Source organism: Pseudomonas wuhanensis, from assembly GCF_030687395.1.
Lineage (GTDB): Bacteria > Pseudomonadota > Gammaproteobacteria > Pseudomonadales > Pseudomonadaceae > Aquipseudomonas > Aquipseudomonas wuhanensis.
In genome coordinates, this window is sequence record NZ_CP117430.1 from 1,732,161 (window position 1) to 1,748,980 (window position 16,820).

15 protein-coding genes are annotated in these 16,820 nt (G+C 58.8%); 8 read left to right on the forward strand and 7 right to left on the reverse strand.

The window, feature by feature from the left end; all coding sequences use genetic code 11:
* Nucleotides 1-85: 85 nt before the first annotated feature.
* A complete protein-coding gene (locus PSH88_RS07955; protein WP_305425690.1) occupies nucleotides 86-1,033 on the reverse strand; it encodes a LysR family transcriptional regulator in 948 nt (315 codons plus the stop codon).
* 275 nt (nucleotides 1,034-1,308) lie between these two features.
* On the opposite strand from PSH88_RS07955, the gene PSH88_RS07960 reads away from it, so the two are divergent.
* The gene (locus PSH88_RS07960) at nucleotides 1,309-2,592 is read left to right on the forward strand and encodes an MFS transporter (RefSeq protein ID WP_305425691.1); all 1,284 of its coding nucleotides are present in this window, start codon (nucleotides 1,309-1,311) and stop codon (nucleotides 2,590-2,592) included.
* 119 nt (nucleotides 2,593-2,711) lie between these two features.
* Nucleotides 2,712-3,953 (forward strand): OprD family porin, encoded by a 1,242-nt coding sequence (locus PSH88_RS07965; RefSeq protein ID WP_305425692.1) that lies wholly within the window; start codon nucleotides 2,712-2,714, stop codon nucleotides 3,951-3,953.
* 66 nt (nucleotides 3,954-4,019) lie between these two features.
* Here PSH88_RS07965 and PSH88_RS07970 read toward each other — a convergent pair whose 3' ends face one another.
* The 3 genes from PSH88_RS07970 to PSH88_RS07980 form a co-directional block, all read right to left on the reverse strand.
* Nucleotides 4,020-4,658 carry a LysE family translocator gene (locus tag PSH88_RS07970; RefSeq protein ID WP_305425693.1) on the reverse strand — a complete coding sequence of 213 codons (639 nt, stop codon included), beginning with the start codon at nucleotides 4,656-4,658 and terminating at the stop codon, nucleotides 4,020-4,022.
* Nucleotide 4,659: 1 nt separating this feature from the next.
* Nucleotides 4,660-5,430 carry a 2OG-Fe(II) oxygenase gene (locus PSH88_RS07975; protein WP_305425694.1) on the reverse strand — a complete coding sequence of 257 codons (771 nt, stop codon included), beginning with the start codon at nucleotides 5,428-5,430 and terminating at the stop codon, nucleotides 4,660-4,662.
* A 92-nt stretch (nucleotides 5,431-5,522) separates the two neighbouring features.
* Nucleotides 5,523-6,149 (reverse strand): alanyl-tRNA editing protein, encoded by a 627-nt coding sequence (locus PSH88_RS07980; RefSeq protein WP_305425696.1) that lies wholly within the window; start codon nucleotides 6,147-6,149, stop codon nucleotides 5,523-5,525.
* A 90-nt stretch (nucleotides 6,150-6,239) separates the two neighbouring features.
* Here PSH88_RS07980 and PSH88_RS07985 point away from each other — a divergent pair, with 90 nt between their 5' ends.
* A complete protein-coding gene (locus tag PSH88_RS07985) occupies nucleotides 6,240-7,238 on the forward strand; it encodes a LysR family transcriptional regulator (RefSeq protein ID WP_305425697.1) in 999 nt (332 codons plus the stop codon).
* Between the two features lie 73 nt (nucleotides 7,239-7,311).
* On the opposite strand, the gene PSH88_RS07990 is transcribed toward PSH88_RS07985, so the two are convergent.
* On the reverse strand, nucleotides 7,312-7,719 hold the full coding sequence (locus tag PSH88_RS07990; protein WP_305425699.1) for a PA2817 family protein: 408 nt from the start codon (nucleotides 7,717-7,719) through the stop codon (nucleotides 7,312-7,314).
* Nucleotides 7,720-7,847: 128 nt separating this feature from the next.
* Complete coding sequence (locus PSH88_RS07995) at nucleotides 7,848-10,295, reverse strand: acyl-CoA dehydrogenase (RefSeq protein ID WP_305425700.1); 2,448 nt, start codon at nucleotides 10,293-10,295, stop codon at nucleotides 7,848-7,850.
* Nucleotides 10,296-10,543: 248 nt separating this feature from the next.
* Between PSH88_RS07995 and PSH88_RS08000 the strand changes: the two genes are divergently transcribed.
* From PSH88_RS08000 to PSH88_RS08015, 4 genes are all read left to right on the forward strand, one after another.
* A complete protein-coding gene (locus tag PSH88_RS08000; RefSeq protein WP_305425702.1) occupies nucleotides 10,544-11,203 on the forward strand; it encodes a transglutaminase-like domain-containing protein in 660 nt (219 codons plus the stop codon).
* Between the two features lie 43 nt (nucleotides 11,204-11,246).
* On the forward strand, nucleotides 11,247-11,870 hold the full coding sequence (locus PSH88_RS08005) for a glutathione S-transferase family protein (protein WP_305425703.1): 624 nt from the start codon (nucleotides 11,247-11,249) through the stop codon (nucleotides 11,868-11,870).
* A gap of 133 nt (nucleotides 11,871-12,003) precedes the next feature.
* Entirely contained in the window at nucleotides 12,004-12,936 is a 933-nt protein-coding gene (locus PSH88_RS08010) for an ABC transporter ATP-binding protein (protein WP_123494600.1), read from the forward strand.
* Nucleotides 12,933-13,712 carry an ABC transporter permease gene (locus PSH88_RS08015; RefSeq protein ID WP_007905224.1) on the forward strand — a complete coding sequence of 260 codons (780 nt, stop codon included), beginning with the start codon at nucleotides 12,933-12,935 and terminating at the stop codon, nucleotides 13,710-13,712. The genes PSH88_RS08010 and PSH88_RS08015 overlap by 4 nt, the downstream gene beginning before the upstream one ends.
* 161 nt (nucleotides 13,713-13,873) lie before the next feature.
* On the opposite strand, the gene PSH88_RS08020 is transcribed toward PSH88_RS08015, so the two are convergent.
* Nucleotides 13,874-14,395: a DUF2062 domain-containing protein gene (locus PSH88_RS08020; protein ID WP_305425706.1), complete on the reverse strand. Its 522-nt coding sequence runs from the start codon at nucleotides 14,393-14,395 to the stop codon at nucleotides 13,874-13,876.
* 136 nt (nucleotides 14,396-14,531) lie between these two features.
* Here PSH88_RS08020 and PSH88_RS08025 point away from each other — a divergent pair, with 136 nt between their 5' ends.
* The gene (locus PSH88_RS08025) at nucleotides 14,532-16,766 is read left to right on the forward strand and encodes a DNA internalization-related competence protein ComEC/Rec2 (RefSeq protein ID WP_305425707.1); all 2,235 of its coding nucleotides are present in this window, start codon (nucleotides 14,532-14,534) and stop codon (nucleotides 16,764-16,766) included.
* The last annotated feature ends 54 nt before the right edge of the window (nucleotides 16,767-16,820 follow it).

The following is a 16,820-nucleotide window of genomic DNA, read 5'->3' on the forward strand; positions in this document are numbered from 1 at the left end:
ATCTCTTCAGGTTCGATGACCCTTTTTAGAAAACCATGACGATGGCGTCCAACCAGGAATGTTGTTACCCCGTGACAACTAAAAGTTATTCAAGAGTCCGTCGGTTGTTGAGACCGGGTGCCGGAACCATTCGAAGCGGGCCGACATCCGCAGCGTATTGGGAGACTACCTGGCGGCTCATATCGACGATGCTCTCGATCAACTCCAGGCCGACGCCGGCGCGCCATGAAGCCACGACATCCAGCTGCGGCAAGCGAGTACCCGGTTCCAGCTGAATCAACTCGCCGCTGGCCAAGGGCTTGGCCACCAGCGCGGCCGGCAAGGCGCCAATGCCGAAGCCGTCACGAATCAGCCGGGTCATGGCCGACACCGAATTGACGCAACTGACGCGTGGCGTGCCGATGCCGTGGGCGTGCAGCAGGTTGAGTACATCCTGATGCGGCCGGGAGTTTTTGACGAAGGTGATGATGCGCTCACTGGCCATTTCGGCCAGTGAGGCATAGGGGCGGGCATAGATTGAGTTACTGGCGGCGATCCAGTGCATGGGGTAGTGCGCCAGTTCGAGGTTGCGCACACTTTCGTGGCGGATCAGGTCCGTCTGGAACACGATGTCCAGATAGCCCTTTTGCAACTGATCGCACAGATTGCGTGCGGCGTCGGCCGTGATTTCGATTTCCACGGCGGGGAAGGTCTGCATCAAGGTCGACATCAACGGGCTGAGCCAGGTGTGGATCACCGTATCCATCACACCGATGCGCACCAGACCCTGTTGTGGATTGGTGTTATCCAGTGAGTATTTCAACGCTCGCTGAACCTCAAGCATCTGCTCGGCGTAATCGAGCACCTTGAGACCTTCGAGCGTCAGCGACACGCCACGTGAATCGCGCACGAACAAACGCAGGCCCAACTCTTCTTCCAGCGAGGCAATCCGGCTGGAGATAGCGGCCTGAGTGCTGAACATTTTCTCGGCAGTGAGGCTGAAGCTTTGCAGGCGGGCGACCCAGACGAAGGTTTCGAGAAATTTGAGGTTCATGGCGGTTCTCGTGGTGGGGCGTTCACTGTTTTTCCACAGAGAACCGTGGTGGGGGTGCAGTAATTGTTACTCCAGAGTTCGTCGCCGGGGGTATCAAATTTTCTTATGCATAACCTCGTTTTTTTCCCGTTTGACGCAGTTTGGCCTTGGCGCGAAGAATCCGCTCCACGACGCAGCCACTGCGTCTGCCCCCCACGACAACGCCTTCACAAAAAAATAATGAGGCGTGTCCGTCATCTTCGCTTGCTGCCGCAGGAACTCCCATGGAAAAGACCATGACTGACCACGTGCTTTCAGGTTCGGGCCGCACCGGCCCGTTCAGTTGGTACGGCCCCCTGTCGAAAAATGAAAAGCGTACCTTCTGGAGTTGCAAGATCGGCTATGCCCTGGATGGCATGGACACGCAGATGCTGAGTTTCGTCATTCCGACCCTGATCGCAACCTGGGGCATCTCCAAGGGTGATGCCGGGATGATTGGCACTTGTACGCTGCTGGCCTCGGCGGCGGGTGGCTGGATCGCCGGAATACTGTCCGACCGCATCGGTCGGGTGCTCACCCTGCAACTGACGGTACTGTGGTTCGCCTTCTTCACCTTCCTCTGCGGACTGGCACAGAACTACGAGCAACTGCTGGTGGCCCGGACTTTGATGGGCTTTGGTTTCGGCGGTGAATGGACTGCGGGTGCGGTGCTGATTGGCGAGGTGATTCGCTCCCAGGATCGCGGCAAGGCAGTGGGCATGGTGCAGGCCGGATGGGCGCTAGGGTGGGGGCTTACGGCATTGCTCTATGCCGGGTTATTCAGCTTTCTACCACCGGAAGAGGCTTGGCGGGCGCTGTTCATGATCGGGTTGGTGCCAGCGCTATTTGTATTGGTGATCCGCCGACTGGTCAAGGAGTCGGACACCTTCGAGCAGGCCTGCATTGAGCGCAAGGCCAAGCCTGAAAAGGATTCGCGTTGGGCCTTCTTTGAAATCTTCGCACCACGGATGCTCAGTACCACCTTGCGCGCTTCGTTGCTGACCACCGGCGCGCTGGGCGGTTATTACGCGATCACCACGTGGTTGCCAACTTACCTGAAAACCGAGCGCGGCCTGAGCGTACTCGGCACTGGCGGTTATCTGGCGATGGTGATCGTCGGCTCTTACATTGGCTATGTGACCAGTGCATTGCTGACCGATGCCATTGGTCGGAAGAAGAACTTCATCCTGTTTGCCGTCGGCTCCATGGCGATCGTTCTGGCCTACACCCAACTGCCCATCGACAACACCTGGATGCTCTGGCTGGGCTTTCCGTTGGGTTTTTTCGCCTCGGGCATTTTTGCGGGCATGGGCGCTTTTCTGACCGAGTTGTTTCCGACCCGCATGCGCGGTTCGGGCCAGGGCTTTTGCTATAACGCCGGGCGCTCCATCGCCGCGCTGTTTCCGTTGTTGATCGGTGCACTGAGCGAAACGTTGCCGATTGGTACGGGGATCGGAATCTTCGCTGCCGGTGCCTATGGTGTGGTGATTCTGGCCGCGTTAAGCCTGCCGGAAACCCGCGGTCGTCAACTCGAATCCTGAACCCTGACACGTCTGGGCAATTGTGCCCAGACGTCGCTGATCCATTGCTAATCGACAAACATCGGTCGCGATCACAACGCCCCCGAGAGGGCTCGCTCGCGTCCGAAACAGGAGCAGGCATGAACTATTCGCTTTCCACTCAACGGTTGTACTTCCCGGTCGGCACATTGCTCGGTTTGAGCTTGCTCGGCGCTCCGGTCGCTCAGGCGGATTTCATTGCCGACAGTAAAGGCAGCCTGGAAGCGCGCAACTTTTACTTCAATCGCGATTTCCGCCAAGACGGCTCGCGTGACAAAGCCGAGGAATGGGCACAGGGTTTTCTGTTGCGGATGGAGTCCGGGTATACCGCTGGCACGCTGGGGTTTGGTCTGGATGCGCTGGGCATGGCCGGTTTTAAACTGGACTCCGGCGGCGGCACGGCGGGCACCAATCTGTTGCCGCCGGATTTGTCGGGCGGCTCGCAGGATCGCTATGGCGAGTTGGGCCTGACGGCCAAAGTGCGTTTGTCCAAGAGCACCCTGAGGCTGGGGACGTTGCAGATCAAGGATCCGGTGGTGAACTCCAACGATACTCGTCTGTTGCCGGGAACGTTCAAGGGAGCACTGGTGAATGTTCAAGAAATTGACCGATTGAAACTGACTGCCGGGCAACTCACGCAGATCAACTTTGTCGACTCCACCGACTACCAGGACATGACTGCCAATCGCATCGGCGGGCAAAGCGACAAGTTCCAGTTCGCCGGGGCTGACTATCAATTCCTGCCGAATCTGACAGCGCAGTACCGCTACGGCAAGCTGGAAAATATCTACCAGCAAAACTACCTCGGATTGGTCCACCTGCTGGATATGGGGGCCGGCCAGTCGCTCAAGAGCGACGTGCGTTATGCGCGCAGCATTGAAGATGGCAACTTTCGTGACCTCGATAACCAGGCTTTCGGTGCGATGTTTACCTACAGTCTCGGCGGCCACGCACTGGGCTTCGGCTACCAGCGCATGAGCGGCGATGATCCGTTTCCGTACATCGGACGCAGCGATCCGTATCTGGTCAACTTCGTGCAGATCGGTGACTTCGCCAACGTTGACGAACACTCCTGGCAAACGCGTTATGACTATAACTTCGCGGCATTGGGTGTACCGGGGTTGAGCTTTATGACCCGCTACATCTCGGGCGATAACGTGCAGCGCAGTGCTCCGGGTGAAGGCAAGGAGTGGGAGCGCGACACCGATATCGCTTACGTGGTGCAGGACGGTACGTTGAAAGGCCTGGGCTTTAAATGGCGCAACGCGTCGGTGCGTTCGAACTTTGGCAATGATCTGGATGAGAATCGCTTGATCGTCAGCTATACCCTGGCGCTTTGGTAAGTGTCTCGGTGATCGAACAAGAAATGATATCGACGGCCCGCCAGTCAGACTGGAGGGCCGTTTGTTTTACATCGACAGAATCAATCGGCCAGCGAACAGAATCAGGATCACCCCCATGGTTCGTTCGAACCAGTGCCCCATGCGCATGAACAGCAACCGCACCCGGGTGCTGGAAAAAAACAGCGCCACGATCACGAACCACAAGGCATTCACGAAACACATCCACACCCCGTACAGTGCCTGAATCTGCAGTGGTGTCGAGGCGCTGATGATGGTCGTGAAGATTGCCAGGAAAAACAGCGTGGCCTTGGGGTTGGTGGCGTTGGTCAGAAAACCTGTGGTGAACGCCTTCAGCAATGTTTGCTCGACCACCGGTTCGTCTGCACCTTTGTCGCCTTCCAGCACGGTTTTGGGTTTGCTGCGTATCAGGCTCACGCCGAGGTACAAAATGTAGGCACCCCCAACGACCTTGGCCACCGTCAACAACCAGGGCGTGGTGTGCATCAGCGCGCCGACGCCAAGCAAGGTGTAAAGCACATGCACGGAAATGCCCGCGCCGATGCCCAGCGCCGTGCAAATCCCCACTAAGCGGCCGAAACGCACGCTTTGGCGGATGGTCACGGCGAAATCCGGTCCGGGGGCGACCACGGCCAGAAAGTGGATCGTTGCCAGCGCCAGAAACTCGCCCAGGTAATTTGAAAACATCTCAGCTCCAGAAAGTCAGGGGTGAAGCATTGCCGCGATAACCGACAAAGAAGGAAAGGCTCAATCGCGGGTCGTCCACACCCGGGGTCACCGAGTGCATGCAGCGCGAATTGAACATGATGAAATCACCCGGCTCAGGACGAATCTCCAGGGTCGGCGGGCCAAGCAAGGCCGGGTCGATGCCGTAACTGTCGCCACGCATTTCATCGAATTGGTCCGGGGAAATGTCGTGGTCCCACATCTGCAACGCGCCGCCCTCGGTCGGCATGTTCAGGTAGACGTTGCAGGCGAACTGCGCTTCCAGGCTTTTGGCCTGGAAACTGTCCGGCGCATCCTTGGCGAAAATGTCGTGATGGGCGAGGAAGCACACCCCGGGTTTGACGACCCGGGATAGCCCCACATACATCTTGCGGCCATAGAGATTTTCCAGATGCGCCCCCGCCGGCCAGGACTCGTCGAGCATGCAGCGCAACGTGTCGACAGGGGAGGAGTAGGGCGCACAACGGCTGCGCAATTCGGCGATATTGCTGGTGGCGCGCTTGAAATAGTCCTCGATCAGCAGCGGCTGGTTTTCCGCTTCATAAAACGCCATGCCAATGCGACCGATGCTCGGCGCGTTGATGTAGCCTTCGAAGCCCGGGGCGAGGATCTTGTCGCCGATCTGGATCGCCAGCGGCCCAGGCAACAAGCCTTTGACGCGGATGGCGAGGACTTCTTCGTTGGCCAGTTTTTGTATGCACGTCTCATCGAGACGCTCGACGTCAAGCATCATGTTTTTAGGTCCATCTATCGATAGTCAACAGAGCCCGCGAATGCAGGCTCCCCCGGCGTCAGGCGATGACGGAGCCGACATCGCCCAAATGTTCAGTCCACGCTGTAGTGGACTGACAGCGCTCCCTTTTTCTGTGAAAGGGAAGCGATCGTGACCGTGCCCAAATCCTTCAGGCTCCGTACATGGGTGCCGCCGCAGCCGTAGGCGGGCAGCTCACCGAAACCGATTTCCCGGGCGCCTTCGCGCAACGACGTCAGGCGTGGCAGGTCATGGGCGATCCATTGCGTGATGCCGTATTGAATCGTCTGCGCATCGACCTCCTGCGCGCTATCACCCGGCTTGAATTGGACACGTCCTTCATCCGGCCAGTGATGAGCCTTGGTCGGCATCCAGCCCATCGCCTGGACGAAGTGACCGATCAGGTGCCCCGCTGAATGCATGCGCGTGTTGAACCGGCGGCGTTGCTCGTCGACCCGAATCAGGGTCATGCCGAGTTTTACCGGATGGTCGACAAAATGGATGATCCGGTCCGGATCCTGAACCACGCGCAGCACCTGGCTTTCGCCGATCCAGCCGGTATCCCAGGGTTGCCCGCCGCCCTGAGGATGAAACAGTGTGGCGCGCAGCACTACTGCGAATTCGTTCTCGTAGGGCGTGCAATCCAGGACTTCCACATTGGCCTTGAGGTCATCACTATGGAAAAAGAGGCGAAGCGTCATATTCCATGCCCTTATTAAAGTTTCTATTTTTATTATATGAACCGTGGAATTGCGTGATAATCCGTTCAAACATCAAAGGACTGTTGCGCTGTGAGCATAAATCTTCCCCTGCCGCTGCTCGGTGAAATGGCGATTTTCGTCAAGGTTGTCGAGACCGGCAGTTTCTCCGAAGCGGCCCGCCAATTGGGCTCTTCACCCTCGGCGGTGAGTCGCAGTATTTCGCGGCTGGAGAAGGCACTCGCCACGCGGCTGCTGCAACGAACTACGCGTAAGTTGCGCCTGAGTGACGGTGGCGAAGAGGTGTTCAAGCGTTGCCAGGAGATGGTCAGCGCGGCGAAATCGGTGATGGAAATCAGCGGTCAGTTCACCCATGAGGCGGAAGGGCTGGTGCGCGTCAGCGTGCCTAAGGCCGTCGGGCGATTCGTGATTCATCCACACATGCCGGAATTCCTGCGGCGCTATCCCAAAGTGAATGTGGAGTTGTTGCTCGAGGACCGTCAGGTGGATTTGATCGACGACAACGTCGACCTGGCGATCCGTATTACCGATCGCCCTCCCGCCGGACTGGTGGGGCGGCAGTTGCTGACCATCGATCATTTGCTCTGTGCAACGCCGCAGTATCTGGCCGAGCACGGCACCCCGACTCATCCCCATGACTTGCTTAACCACAGCTGCATCTATCTGGGCGAAACCCCGAGTGATGCGCGCTGGAAGTTCAAGAAAGGCAGCAAAGCCGTGACCGTCGGCGTGCGCGGACGTTATGCCGCCAATCACACGGGCGTGCGACTGGGCGCGGTATTGCAACACATCGGAATCGGCAGCCTGCCGTACTTCACTGCCCGTTATGCGCTGGAACAAGGGCTGATCGTGCAGGTTCTGCCGGACTGGACTTTTCTGGCGTCCTACCACGGAGGTGCGTGGCTGCTGCATTCGCCAACCCGCTATCTACCGCCCAAGTTACGGGTGTTTATCGACTATCTGGTGGAATGCCTGGAGAAGGAACCGACCTTGAGCAGGCCGGGCAAGCCAAGTGCGTTGGGCAAGGTCGCGGCAGAGTATGAGCTGCCCGAGAGTGATGGGTTGCTTTGAGGCCAAGATCCCGGCCAACAAAAAAGGCCCGTATGTTCAACCATGCGGGCCTTTTGCATTTCTGACGATGGGATCAGTGCTTGCTGTCCTGGTTCGACATCGCCAGCAGCTGTTTTTCCTGATTCCAGTCGAACGGTTCGTCGTTCTGTTCGGCTTCAAAGCGACGTTCTTCAAGGGCCTGGTACAGGTCGATTTCATCATCGGGCATGTAATGCAGGCAGTCGCCGGCGAAGTACCACAGCAGGTCGCGCGGGACCAGGTGGGCGATTTGCGGATAGCGAGTGATCACCTGACACAGAATGTCCTGGCCCAGGTATTGGCTTTCGATCGGGTCGACCGGCAGCAATGCACGCAGTTCGTCGAAGCGATCCAGGAACAAGGCATGGCTTTCTTCGGGAACCTGTTCGGCCTCACCTACGGCGACCAGGATGCTGCGCAGGTGGTCGAGCAAGACGAGATGATCGGCAACGACGTTGGACACGAGATAAGTCCTCAAGAGCAAAACGGGCGCGAGAGTATAAAGCTCCTGCGCCCCATTTCACATGGTGAAGAGCCATATGGTAAAGAGCCACGGTAAAGAGCCCCATGCAAGACACAGGGTTCGCCCGATCAGCGGACCTTGCCTTTGGCCAATACCAGCTCCTTTGGGTCGAAATCATCGACATCAATCACCTTGCGTCGCGCCACTTCTGCCTCACGCAAGGTCTGGGCTTCAACCGGTTGCAAGACGCCACCCTCCAGAGCGGCATCGATGGCAGATTCTCCGAGCGTGGGTTTGACCTGGCGACTTTTCAACGCCGTATTGAGTTTTTTCTGTACCGGTTTGGCCGCGTTCAGCAAATCGCAAGCGTGCTGCAGGGCGCCGACCGAATCATCTGGTGATTGCGGGCGATAGCAGCCCCCCAGTAACTCCTCAAGCGTTGGATCGCCCTTGGGGCGGCCGATGACGGCTGCGACGTTGGCCGCCAGTCTGTCCGACGGGCCTCTGTGGCGACGACCGAAAGGGAACACCATCACCCGCATCAGGCATCCAAGCACCTTGTTCGGGAAGTTGGTCAGCAGTTCGTCCAGCGCACGTTCGGACTGGCCGAGGCTCTCTTCCATGGCCCAGGTGAACAGCGGATGCATATGCTCCGGCGAATCGAGATCGTGATAACGCTTGAGTGCACCGGAGGCCAGATACAGGTAGCTGAGCACATCCCCCAGACGTGCGGACAGCCGTTCACGACGTTTCAAATCACCGCCCAGCAGCATCATGCTCAGGTCTGCAAGCAGAGCAAAGGCTGCGGCCTGACGGTTGAGTGCACGGAAATAGCCTTGGCTGAGCTTGTCCCCGGGCATGTGTTCGAAATGCCCGAGCCCGAGGTTCAGCACCAGGGTGCTGGCGGCGTTGCACACGGCAAAACCAATGTGATCGAGCAGCAGTGCATCGAACTCGATCAGGGCCTGTTGTTTGTCTTCGCGGTGGGCGAGGGCCATTTCCTTGAGCACGAACGGATGGCAGCGAATAGCGCCCTGGCCGAAGATCATCAAGTTGCGTGTCAGGATGTTCGCACCTTCGACCGTGACGGAAATGGGCGCACCTTGCCAGCTGCGCGCCAGGTAGTTGTTCGGGCCCATGATAATGGCCCTGCCGCCGTGAACATCCATGGCGTGGCTGATGCATTCGCGGCCGCGTTCGGAGAGGTGATATTTGATAATGGCCGAAGGTACCGACGGCTTTTCGCCGAGGTCGACCGCGTTGGCGGTGAGCATCCGTGCGCTGTCCATCAGCCAGGTACTGCCGCCGATCCGCGCCAGTGCTTCCTGAATCCCTTCGAAGGCTGACAGCGGTGCGTTGAATTGTTCACGAACCTGCGCGTATTGGCCCGTCACCAGACTGGTGAACTTGCCCGCAGCGGTACCGATGGCAGGCAGCGAAATGGAGCGCCCGACCGACAGGCAGTTCATCAGCATCATCCAGCCCTCGCCGAGCATCTCCTGACCGCCGATGATGAATTCCAAAGGTACGAACACATCCTTGCCAGAGTTCGGACCGTTCATGAATGAGGCGCCCAGCGGCAGGTGACGGCGACCGATTTCTACACCGGGGGTCTGGGTTGGAATCAAGGCGAGGCTGATCCCCAGGTCGACTTTGTCGCCCAGCAGATGGTCCGGGTCATAGGCCTTGAAGGCCAGGCCGATCAAGGTCGCCACCGGGCCGAGGGTGATGTAGCGTTTTTCCCAGTTCAGACGCAGGCCGAGGGTTTCCTTGCCTTCCCATTCACCTTTGCAGATCACTCCGGTGTCGGTCATTCCGCCGACGTTGGAGCCCGCCATCGGACCCGTCAAGGCAAAGCAGGGGATATCGTCACCGCGTGCCAGCCGTGGCAGGTAATGATTGCGTTGTTCGTCGGTGCCGTAATGCAGCAGCAGTTCCGCCGGGCCGAGGGAGTTGGGCACCATGACGGTCGACGCCAGGTCGCCGCTGCGGGTGGCCAGTTTCATCGCTACCTGGGAGTGCGCATAAGCCGAGAAGCCTTTGCCTCCGTATTCTTTGGGAATGATCAGGGCAAAAAAACCATGCTTTTTGATGTGGTCCCAAGCCTGGGGCGGCAGATCCATCAACTGGGCGATCTGCCAATCGCTGACCATGGCGCAGAGCTCTTCGGTCGGGCCATCGATGAACGCTTGTTCCTCTTCGCTCAGTTGCGCTTTTGGATAGGCCAGCAGTTTGTTCCAGTCCGGGCGACCGCTGAACAGCTCGCCATCCCACCAGACCGTGCCGGCTTCAATGGCTTCACGCTCGGTTTGCGACATCGGCGGCAGGTTTTTTTGAAACCATCCGAATATTGGCGCCGTGAAGAGTTTTCGGCGCAGATCCGGCAGCACCAGGAAAGCGCTCACGACCGCGAGCATCACCCAGAAAATCAGCATCAGCCAGACGGGGGCATGGCTGAAGATGCCCATCGCCAGCAGATAGGCCGCAATGATGCCCAAGGCGGGCAGAGGCGCAGTGCGCCGATGTGCCAGGTAGGCAATCCCGACCACCAGAACCAGTATCCACAACAGCAACATATTCAATTCTCCATGAAGCCAGGGGCAAAACCACTTTCAGAGCTTAGACGGCATCCATAAAAATGGGTGGTCAGAGCATGAGTCTGAGCGTGTAGGAAGCAACGGCTGAAATCCGTCAGTTATTTCGAGGGCGGACGGTTGAACGCTTTCGTCAACAGGTCGGCAAACGCTGATATTTGGCCGAAACGTCGTTATCTCTGTGCTGAAGCTGTCGCTAGACTCGTGGCTTCCCCCTGGAGATTGTTCCCATGCACACATGTCTGAGCCCCGGCCGCTTCATCGACAGTGACCACCCCTCGGTGGTGGAGTTCGCCGAAAAACATCGTGGCGCCGGGCGCGGTTCACTCGAACAAGCGATCAATCTCTATTACGCAGTGCGTGAGGCCGTGCGCTACAACCCTTACACCTTCAGTCGCGATCCAGAGACCTTGCGCGGCAGCTATGCGCTGGCGGCGGGGGAGAGTTATTGCGTGCCCAAAGCCACGCTGCTGGCGGGTGCAGCACGGCATTGCGGGATCCCGGCGCGTATCGGTCTGGCAGATGTGCGCAATCACCTGTCGACGCCGCGTCTGCTCGAATTGCTCAAAAGCGATGTGTTCGCCATGCACGGCTACACCGAGTTGTACCTGAACGATCGTTGGGTCAAAGCCACCCCAGCCTTCAATCAACAACTCTGTGAATTGTTCAATGTCGCGCCGCTGGAGTTCGACGGGATCAACGACAGCGTGTTCCACCCCTTCAACCGTGACGGCGAGCAGTTGATGGAATATCTGATCGATCACGGCCAGTTCACTGATGTGCCGGAAGCGTTCTTTTTCGAACACCTGGAAAAGTGCTATCCGCATCTGTTCGGCGAGCAATTGCCGGTGCTGCTGGGTGACATGCAGAGCGATTTGAGTCGCGCCTGATCCGGCGTATGCTGCCTGCGCATTCATCCAAGAAGGGGCGGTCATGCTGAAGATCTGGGGTCGGAAAAACTCGTCGAATGTCAGGAAGCCGTTGTGGGCGGCCGAAGAACTGGGCCTGGCCTATGAAGCCATCGATGCCGGTGGCGCCTTTGGCGTGGTCGACACACCTGAGTACCGCGCGCTGAATCCTAACGGCCGCGTGCCGGTGATCGAAGACGACGGTTTCGTGCTGTGGGAATCCAACACCATCGTTCGTTATCTGATGGCCCGTCACGCCAGCGATACGGCCTGGTATCCGACAGACCTGCAGGCCCGAGCCTCGGCCGAAAAGTGGATGGACTGGACCACTTCAAGTTTTGCCACCCCCTTCCGCACGGTGTTCTGGGGTGTGTTGCGCACCCCGCAAGACCAGCAGGACTGGCCGGCCATCAAGGCAGCGATCAAGGAGTGCGACGATCTGCTGTCGATGGCCGATCAAGCGCTGGCGGCCAAACCGTACCTGTCCGGCGATGAGATCGGCATGGGTGACATTCCCTTGGGCAGCTTCATTTATGCCTGGTTCGAGATGCCGATCGAGCGTGCGCCGCAGCCTCATTTGCAGGCCTGGTACGAGCGCCTGAAACAGCGTCCGGCGTATCGCAAAGCCGTCATGACCGCGTTGACTTAATACTCACTATCGACACGCATGACTGTACTTGTGTGGCAGCGACAAGCACCATTGCGCTCGTGCGCCGCGGTTGCATTGCTCGCCGCCCGCCCTTATTTATTCCTTTCTTCCCTTCTTGGTGCGTAAATCCGATATGAGTTCCGCTCTGTCCATCCGGCAGCTAACCAAAACCTACGGCAACGGTTTCCAGGCCTTGAGTGGTATCGATCTGGACGTCGCCGAAGGTGACTTTTTCGCCTTGCTCGGCCCTAACGGCGCCGGCAAATCCACGACCATCGGCATTCTCTCGACCCTGGTGAACAAGACCAGCGGAACGGTGAATATCTTTGGTCATGACCTGGATAAGGAACCGGCGGCGCTCAAGCGCTGCATTGGCGTGGTGCCCCAGGAGTTCAACTTCAACCAGTTCGAAAAGACGTTCGACATTGTCGTGACCCAGGCCGGTTACTACGGCATCCCGGCGAAAATCGCCAAGGAACGCGCCGAGCAGTACCTGACCCAACTGGGCCTGTGGGACAAGCGTGATGTGCCGTCGCGCTCCCTGTCGGGTGGCATGAAGCGCCGACTGATGATCGCCCGGGCGCTGGTCCACGAACCACGCCTGCTGATCCTCGACGAGCCGACGGCGGGGGTGGACATCGAATTGCGTCGCTCGATGTGGACCTTCCTCACCGAACTGAACAAAAAAGGCATCACCATCATCCTCACCACCCACTACCTGGAAGAGGCTGAGCAGTTGTGCCGCAACATCGGCATCATCGACCACGGCACCATTGTCGAGAACACCAGCATGAAGCAGTTGCTCAGCCAACTGCATGTCGAAACCTTCCTGCTGGATATGAAGAACACGTTGCAAGTGGCGCCACAGTTGCTCGGTTACCCGGCAAAACTGATCGACAGTCATACCCTGGAAGTCCAGGTCGACAAGGCCATGGGCATTACCGCGCTGTTCACCCAATTGGCGCAGCAGAACATCGAAGTGTTGAGCCTGCGTAACAAAACCAATCGCCTCGAGGAGTTGTTCGTGTCCCTGGTGGAGAAAAATCTGTCGAAGGTGGCGGTATGAGTTCAGAGCTGCAACCCAACCTCGTTGCCCTCAATACCATCGTTTACCGTGAGGTCAAACGCTTCACCCGGATCTGGCCGCAGACCTTGCTGCCGCCGGCAATCACCATGGTTTTGTACTTCGTGATCTTTGGCAATCTGATCGGTCGGCAGATCGGCGACATGGGTGGCTTCACTTACATGGAGTACATCGTGCCGGGGCTGATCATGATGTCGGTGATCACCAACTCCTACGGCAACGTGGTGTCGAGTTTCTTTGGCAGCAAGTTCCAGCGCTCCATCGAAGAGTTGATGGTGTCGCCGGTGTCGCCGCATACGATTCTGATCGGCTACACCCTCGGCGGCGTGCTGCGTGGTTTGATGGTCGGGATCATCGTGACCCTGCTGTCGTTGTTCTTCACTCAATTGCAGGTGCATCACTTGGGCGTGACCGTTCTGGTGGTGGTGCTGACGGCGACGATCTTCTCGCTGCTGGGTTTCATCAACGCGGTATTTGCGCGCAATTTCGATGATATCTCGATCATCCCGACGTTCGTGCTGACGCCGTTGACGTACCTGGGCGGGGTGTTCTACTCGATCAGCTTGCTGCCACCGTTCTGGCAGACCGTGTCACTGGCCAACCCGGTGCTGCACATGGTCAACGCCTTCCGTTACGGCATCCTCGGCGTTTCTGATATCAAGATCAGCGTGGCGATCACCTTCATGCTCATTGCGACTGTTGTGCTGTACATCGGTTGTGCGCGGTTGCTGGTGAGCGGGCGGGGGATGCGCACCTAAGGAAGACCGAGTCGCCTGCTTCGCGAGCAAGCCCGCTCCCACAGTGAATTGGAGTTGGCCACATTATTTGTGAACGACACAGATCCCTGTGGGAGCGGGCTTGCCCGCGATGACGTCAGCCCAGACACCGCAAAAAAAGGCCTCCGCACTGGAGGCCGTTTTTATTCTTGCATCCGGCTTTTCTTACGCCGCTTCCACTGCCGACTCACCCACCAGCGCCAATACATCATCACCAGGCAATAGGCCAACGCCCCAAGCACCAGCCCCGTGACCACCGAGCCGAGCAAGAACGGTTGCCACAGGCTCGAGAGTTCGCCGCTGATCCACTCCCAGGTCAATTCATCCGGCAGGCTGCGTGCGGGGACGTCCATCAGCCAGGCGCCGGTCTGGTAAGTGCAGAAGAACACCGCCGGCATGGTGATCGGGTTGGTCAGCCAGACCAGGCTGACGGCAATCGGCATGTTGCCGCGCACCACAATGGCAAGGATCGCCGCCAACAGCATCTGCAACGGAATGGGCAGGAACGCCGCGAACAGACCGACCGCCATGGCCCGCGCAACGGAGTGGCGATTGAGGTGCCAGAGGTTCGGGTCATGCAGCAGGGTGCCGAGAAAGCGTAAGGATTTGTGTTCCCTGATGCTGGTCGGGTCTGGCATGTAACGTTTGAATAAGCGCCGGGGCATAAGGCTTCTCGGTCGGTTCAGGCGGCAAGTATGTCTGGATTCTACGAACCGCCCATTCAGACTTTGTGACAATTGATAACGACGTCCGTGCGGCGCGCCGTCTATGCATAGGGAGGGGACTCTCAAGGACGGGCTTATGCGCACAGGGATGATGGCGCTGGCGTTGGGCCTGCTGGCCTTGCGTTATTTACCGGTATTACCGCCGGTCTGGTTGTGGCTGTTGATGCCGGTAGCGGGTTTGATGTTGCTGCCGTTTCGAACTTTTCCCTTGGCATTTTTTTTGTTCGGTTTCAGTTGGGCGGGTGCGAATGCACAGTGGGCGCTGAATGATCGCCTGGCGCTGAATCTTGATGGCGAGACTCGCTGGGTCGAAGGTCGTGTGACCGGGTTACCGCAGCAGGCCGAGGGGGTGGTGCGGTTCGAACTGACGGACAGTCAGTCGCGTCGCACCAGCCTGCCTGGGCACCTGCGTCTGGCCTGGTATGGCGGGCCGCCCGTCAACAGCGGCGAGCATTGGCGGCTGGCGGTCAAATTGAAGCGTCCTGCCGGGTTGCTTAACCCGCATGCGTTCGATTACGACGCCTGGTTACTGGCCCGGCACATTGGCGCCACCGGAACCGTCAAGGACGGTCAGCGACTGATGGAGGCGAAGTGGGCCTGGCGCGACGGCATCCGTCAGCGTTTGCAGGCCGTGGATGCCCAAGGGCGAACGGGGGCGCTGACAGCGTTGGTGCTGGGGGATGGCGCCGGATTGAGTCGTGAGGACTGGCAGGTGCTGCAAGACACCGGCACCGTTCATCTGTTGGTGATTTCCGGGCAGCACATTGGTTTGCTGGCGGGAGTGGTGTATCTGCTGATTGCCGGTTTGGCGCGTTATGGTTTGTGGCCCAGGCGTTTGCCGTGGCTGCCATGGGCATGCGGACTGGCGTTCGCGGCGGCGCTCGGTTATGGGCTGCTGGCCGGCTTCGAAGTGCCGGTGCGGCGGGCCTGCCTGATGATCGGTCTGGTGCTGTTGTGGCGACTACGGTTTCGTCACCTTGGCGCATGGTGGCCGCTATTGCTGGCGCTTGACGGTGTTTTGCTGCTGGATCCGCTGGCGAGCCTGCAACCGGGTTTCTGGTTGTCGTTTGCGGCGGTGGCGGTACTGATTTTCACTTTTGGCGGCCGATTGGGGGCATGGCGCTGGTGGCAAACCTGGACCCGTGCCCAATGGCTGATCGCGATCGGTCTGTGCCCGCTGCTGTTGGTGCTGGGGTTACCGATCAGTCTCAGCGGGCCGCTGGCCAATTTGCTGGCGGTGCCCTGGGTCAGTCTGGTGGTCCTGCCGCCGGCTTTGCTTGGGACGATATTGTTGCCCGTTCCTTATATGGGGGACGGGTTGCTGTGGTTGGCCGGCGGTCTGATCGATCTTTTGTTCAAGGGGTTGGCGTTGATAGCCGGGCAAATGCCCGCGTGGGTACCGGTGGCGGTCCCGTTGTGGGTATGGGCATTCGGCACGCTGGGCGCCTTTGTGCTGTTACTGCCGCGAGGCGTGCCGTTGCGTCCGTTGGGCTGGCCGATGTTGCTTTTGCTGGTTTTTCCGCCCCGGCACACGTTACCTGAAGGCATGGCCGAGGTCTGGCAGCTGGATGTCGGTCAAGGTTTGGCGATTCTGGTGCGCACTCGCCATCACACCTTGCTGTATGACGCCGGGCCACGGTTCGGCGATATCGACCTGGGGGAGCGGGTGGTGCTGCCGTCATTGCGCAAACTGGGGGTGAACGGACTCGATCTGATGCTGATCAGCCACGCCGATGCCGATCACGCCGGCGGTGCGCGAGCAATTGCCAATGGAATACCGGTGAAGCAAGTACTGAGTGGCGATCATCTGGCCCTGCCAGACGAACTGCACGCCGATGGCTGCGAGAGCGGTCAACAATGGGCCTGGGACGGCGTGAAGTTTCAACTCTGGCAGTGGCCGTCTGCCAGCGACAGCAATCAGAAATCCTGCGTGTTGCAGATTGAAGCCAGCGGCGAGCGGTTGCTGCTGACCGGTGACATCGATGCCGCAGCCGAGCGGGCGCTGCTCGACAGTCCATTGGCGGTGCCGACGGATTGGTTGCAGGCCCCGCACCATGGCAGTCGCAGTTCATCTTCGATGTCGTTGCTCAACGTATTGCAACCCAAAGCGGTGCTGATCTCCCGTGGCAACGGCAATTCTTTCGGCCATCCCCATCCCACGGTCGTGGCGCGGTATCAAAAACGCGGCGTGGCGATCTACGACAGCGCCGAGCAAGGTGCCATTCGTCTGCAACTGGGACGCTTCAAGCCGCCGTGGACGATGCTTCAAGAACGGCGCTTCTGGCGCGATCTGCCACCATCCAGCCAGTAACCCGAACTATTGAAGCCCGACCGGATGCGACATCGCGGTCTTCGGTGCGTCCAC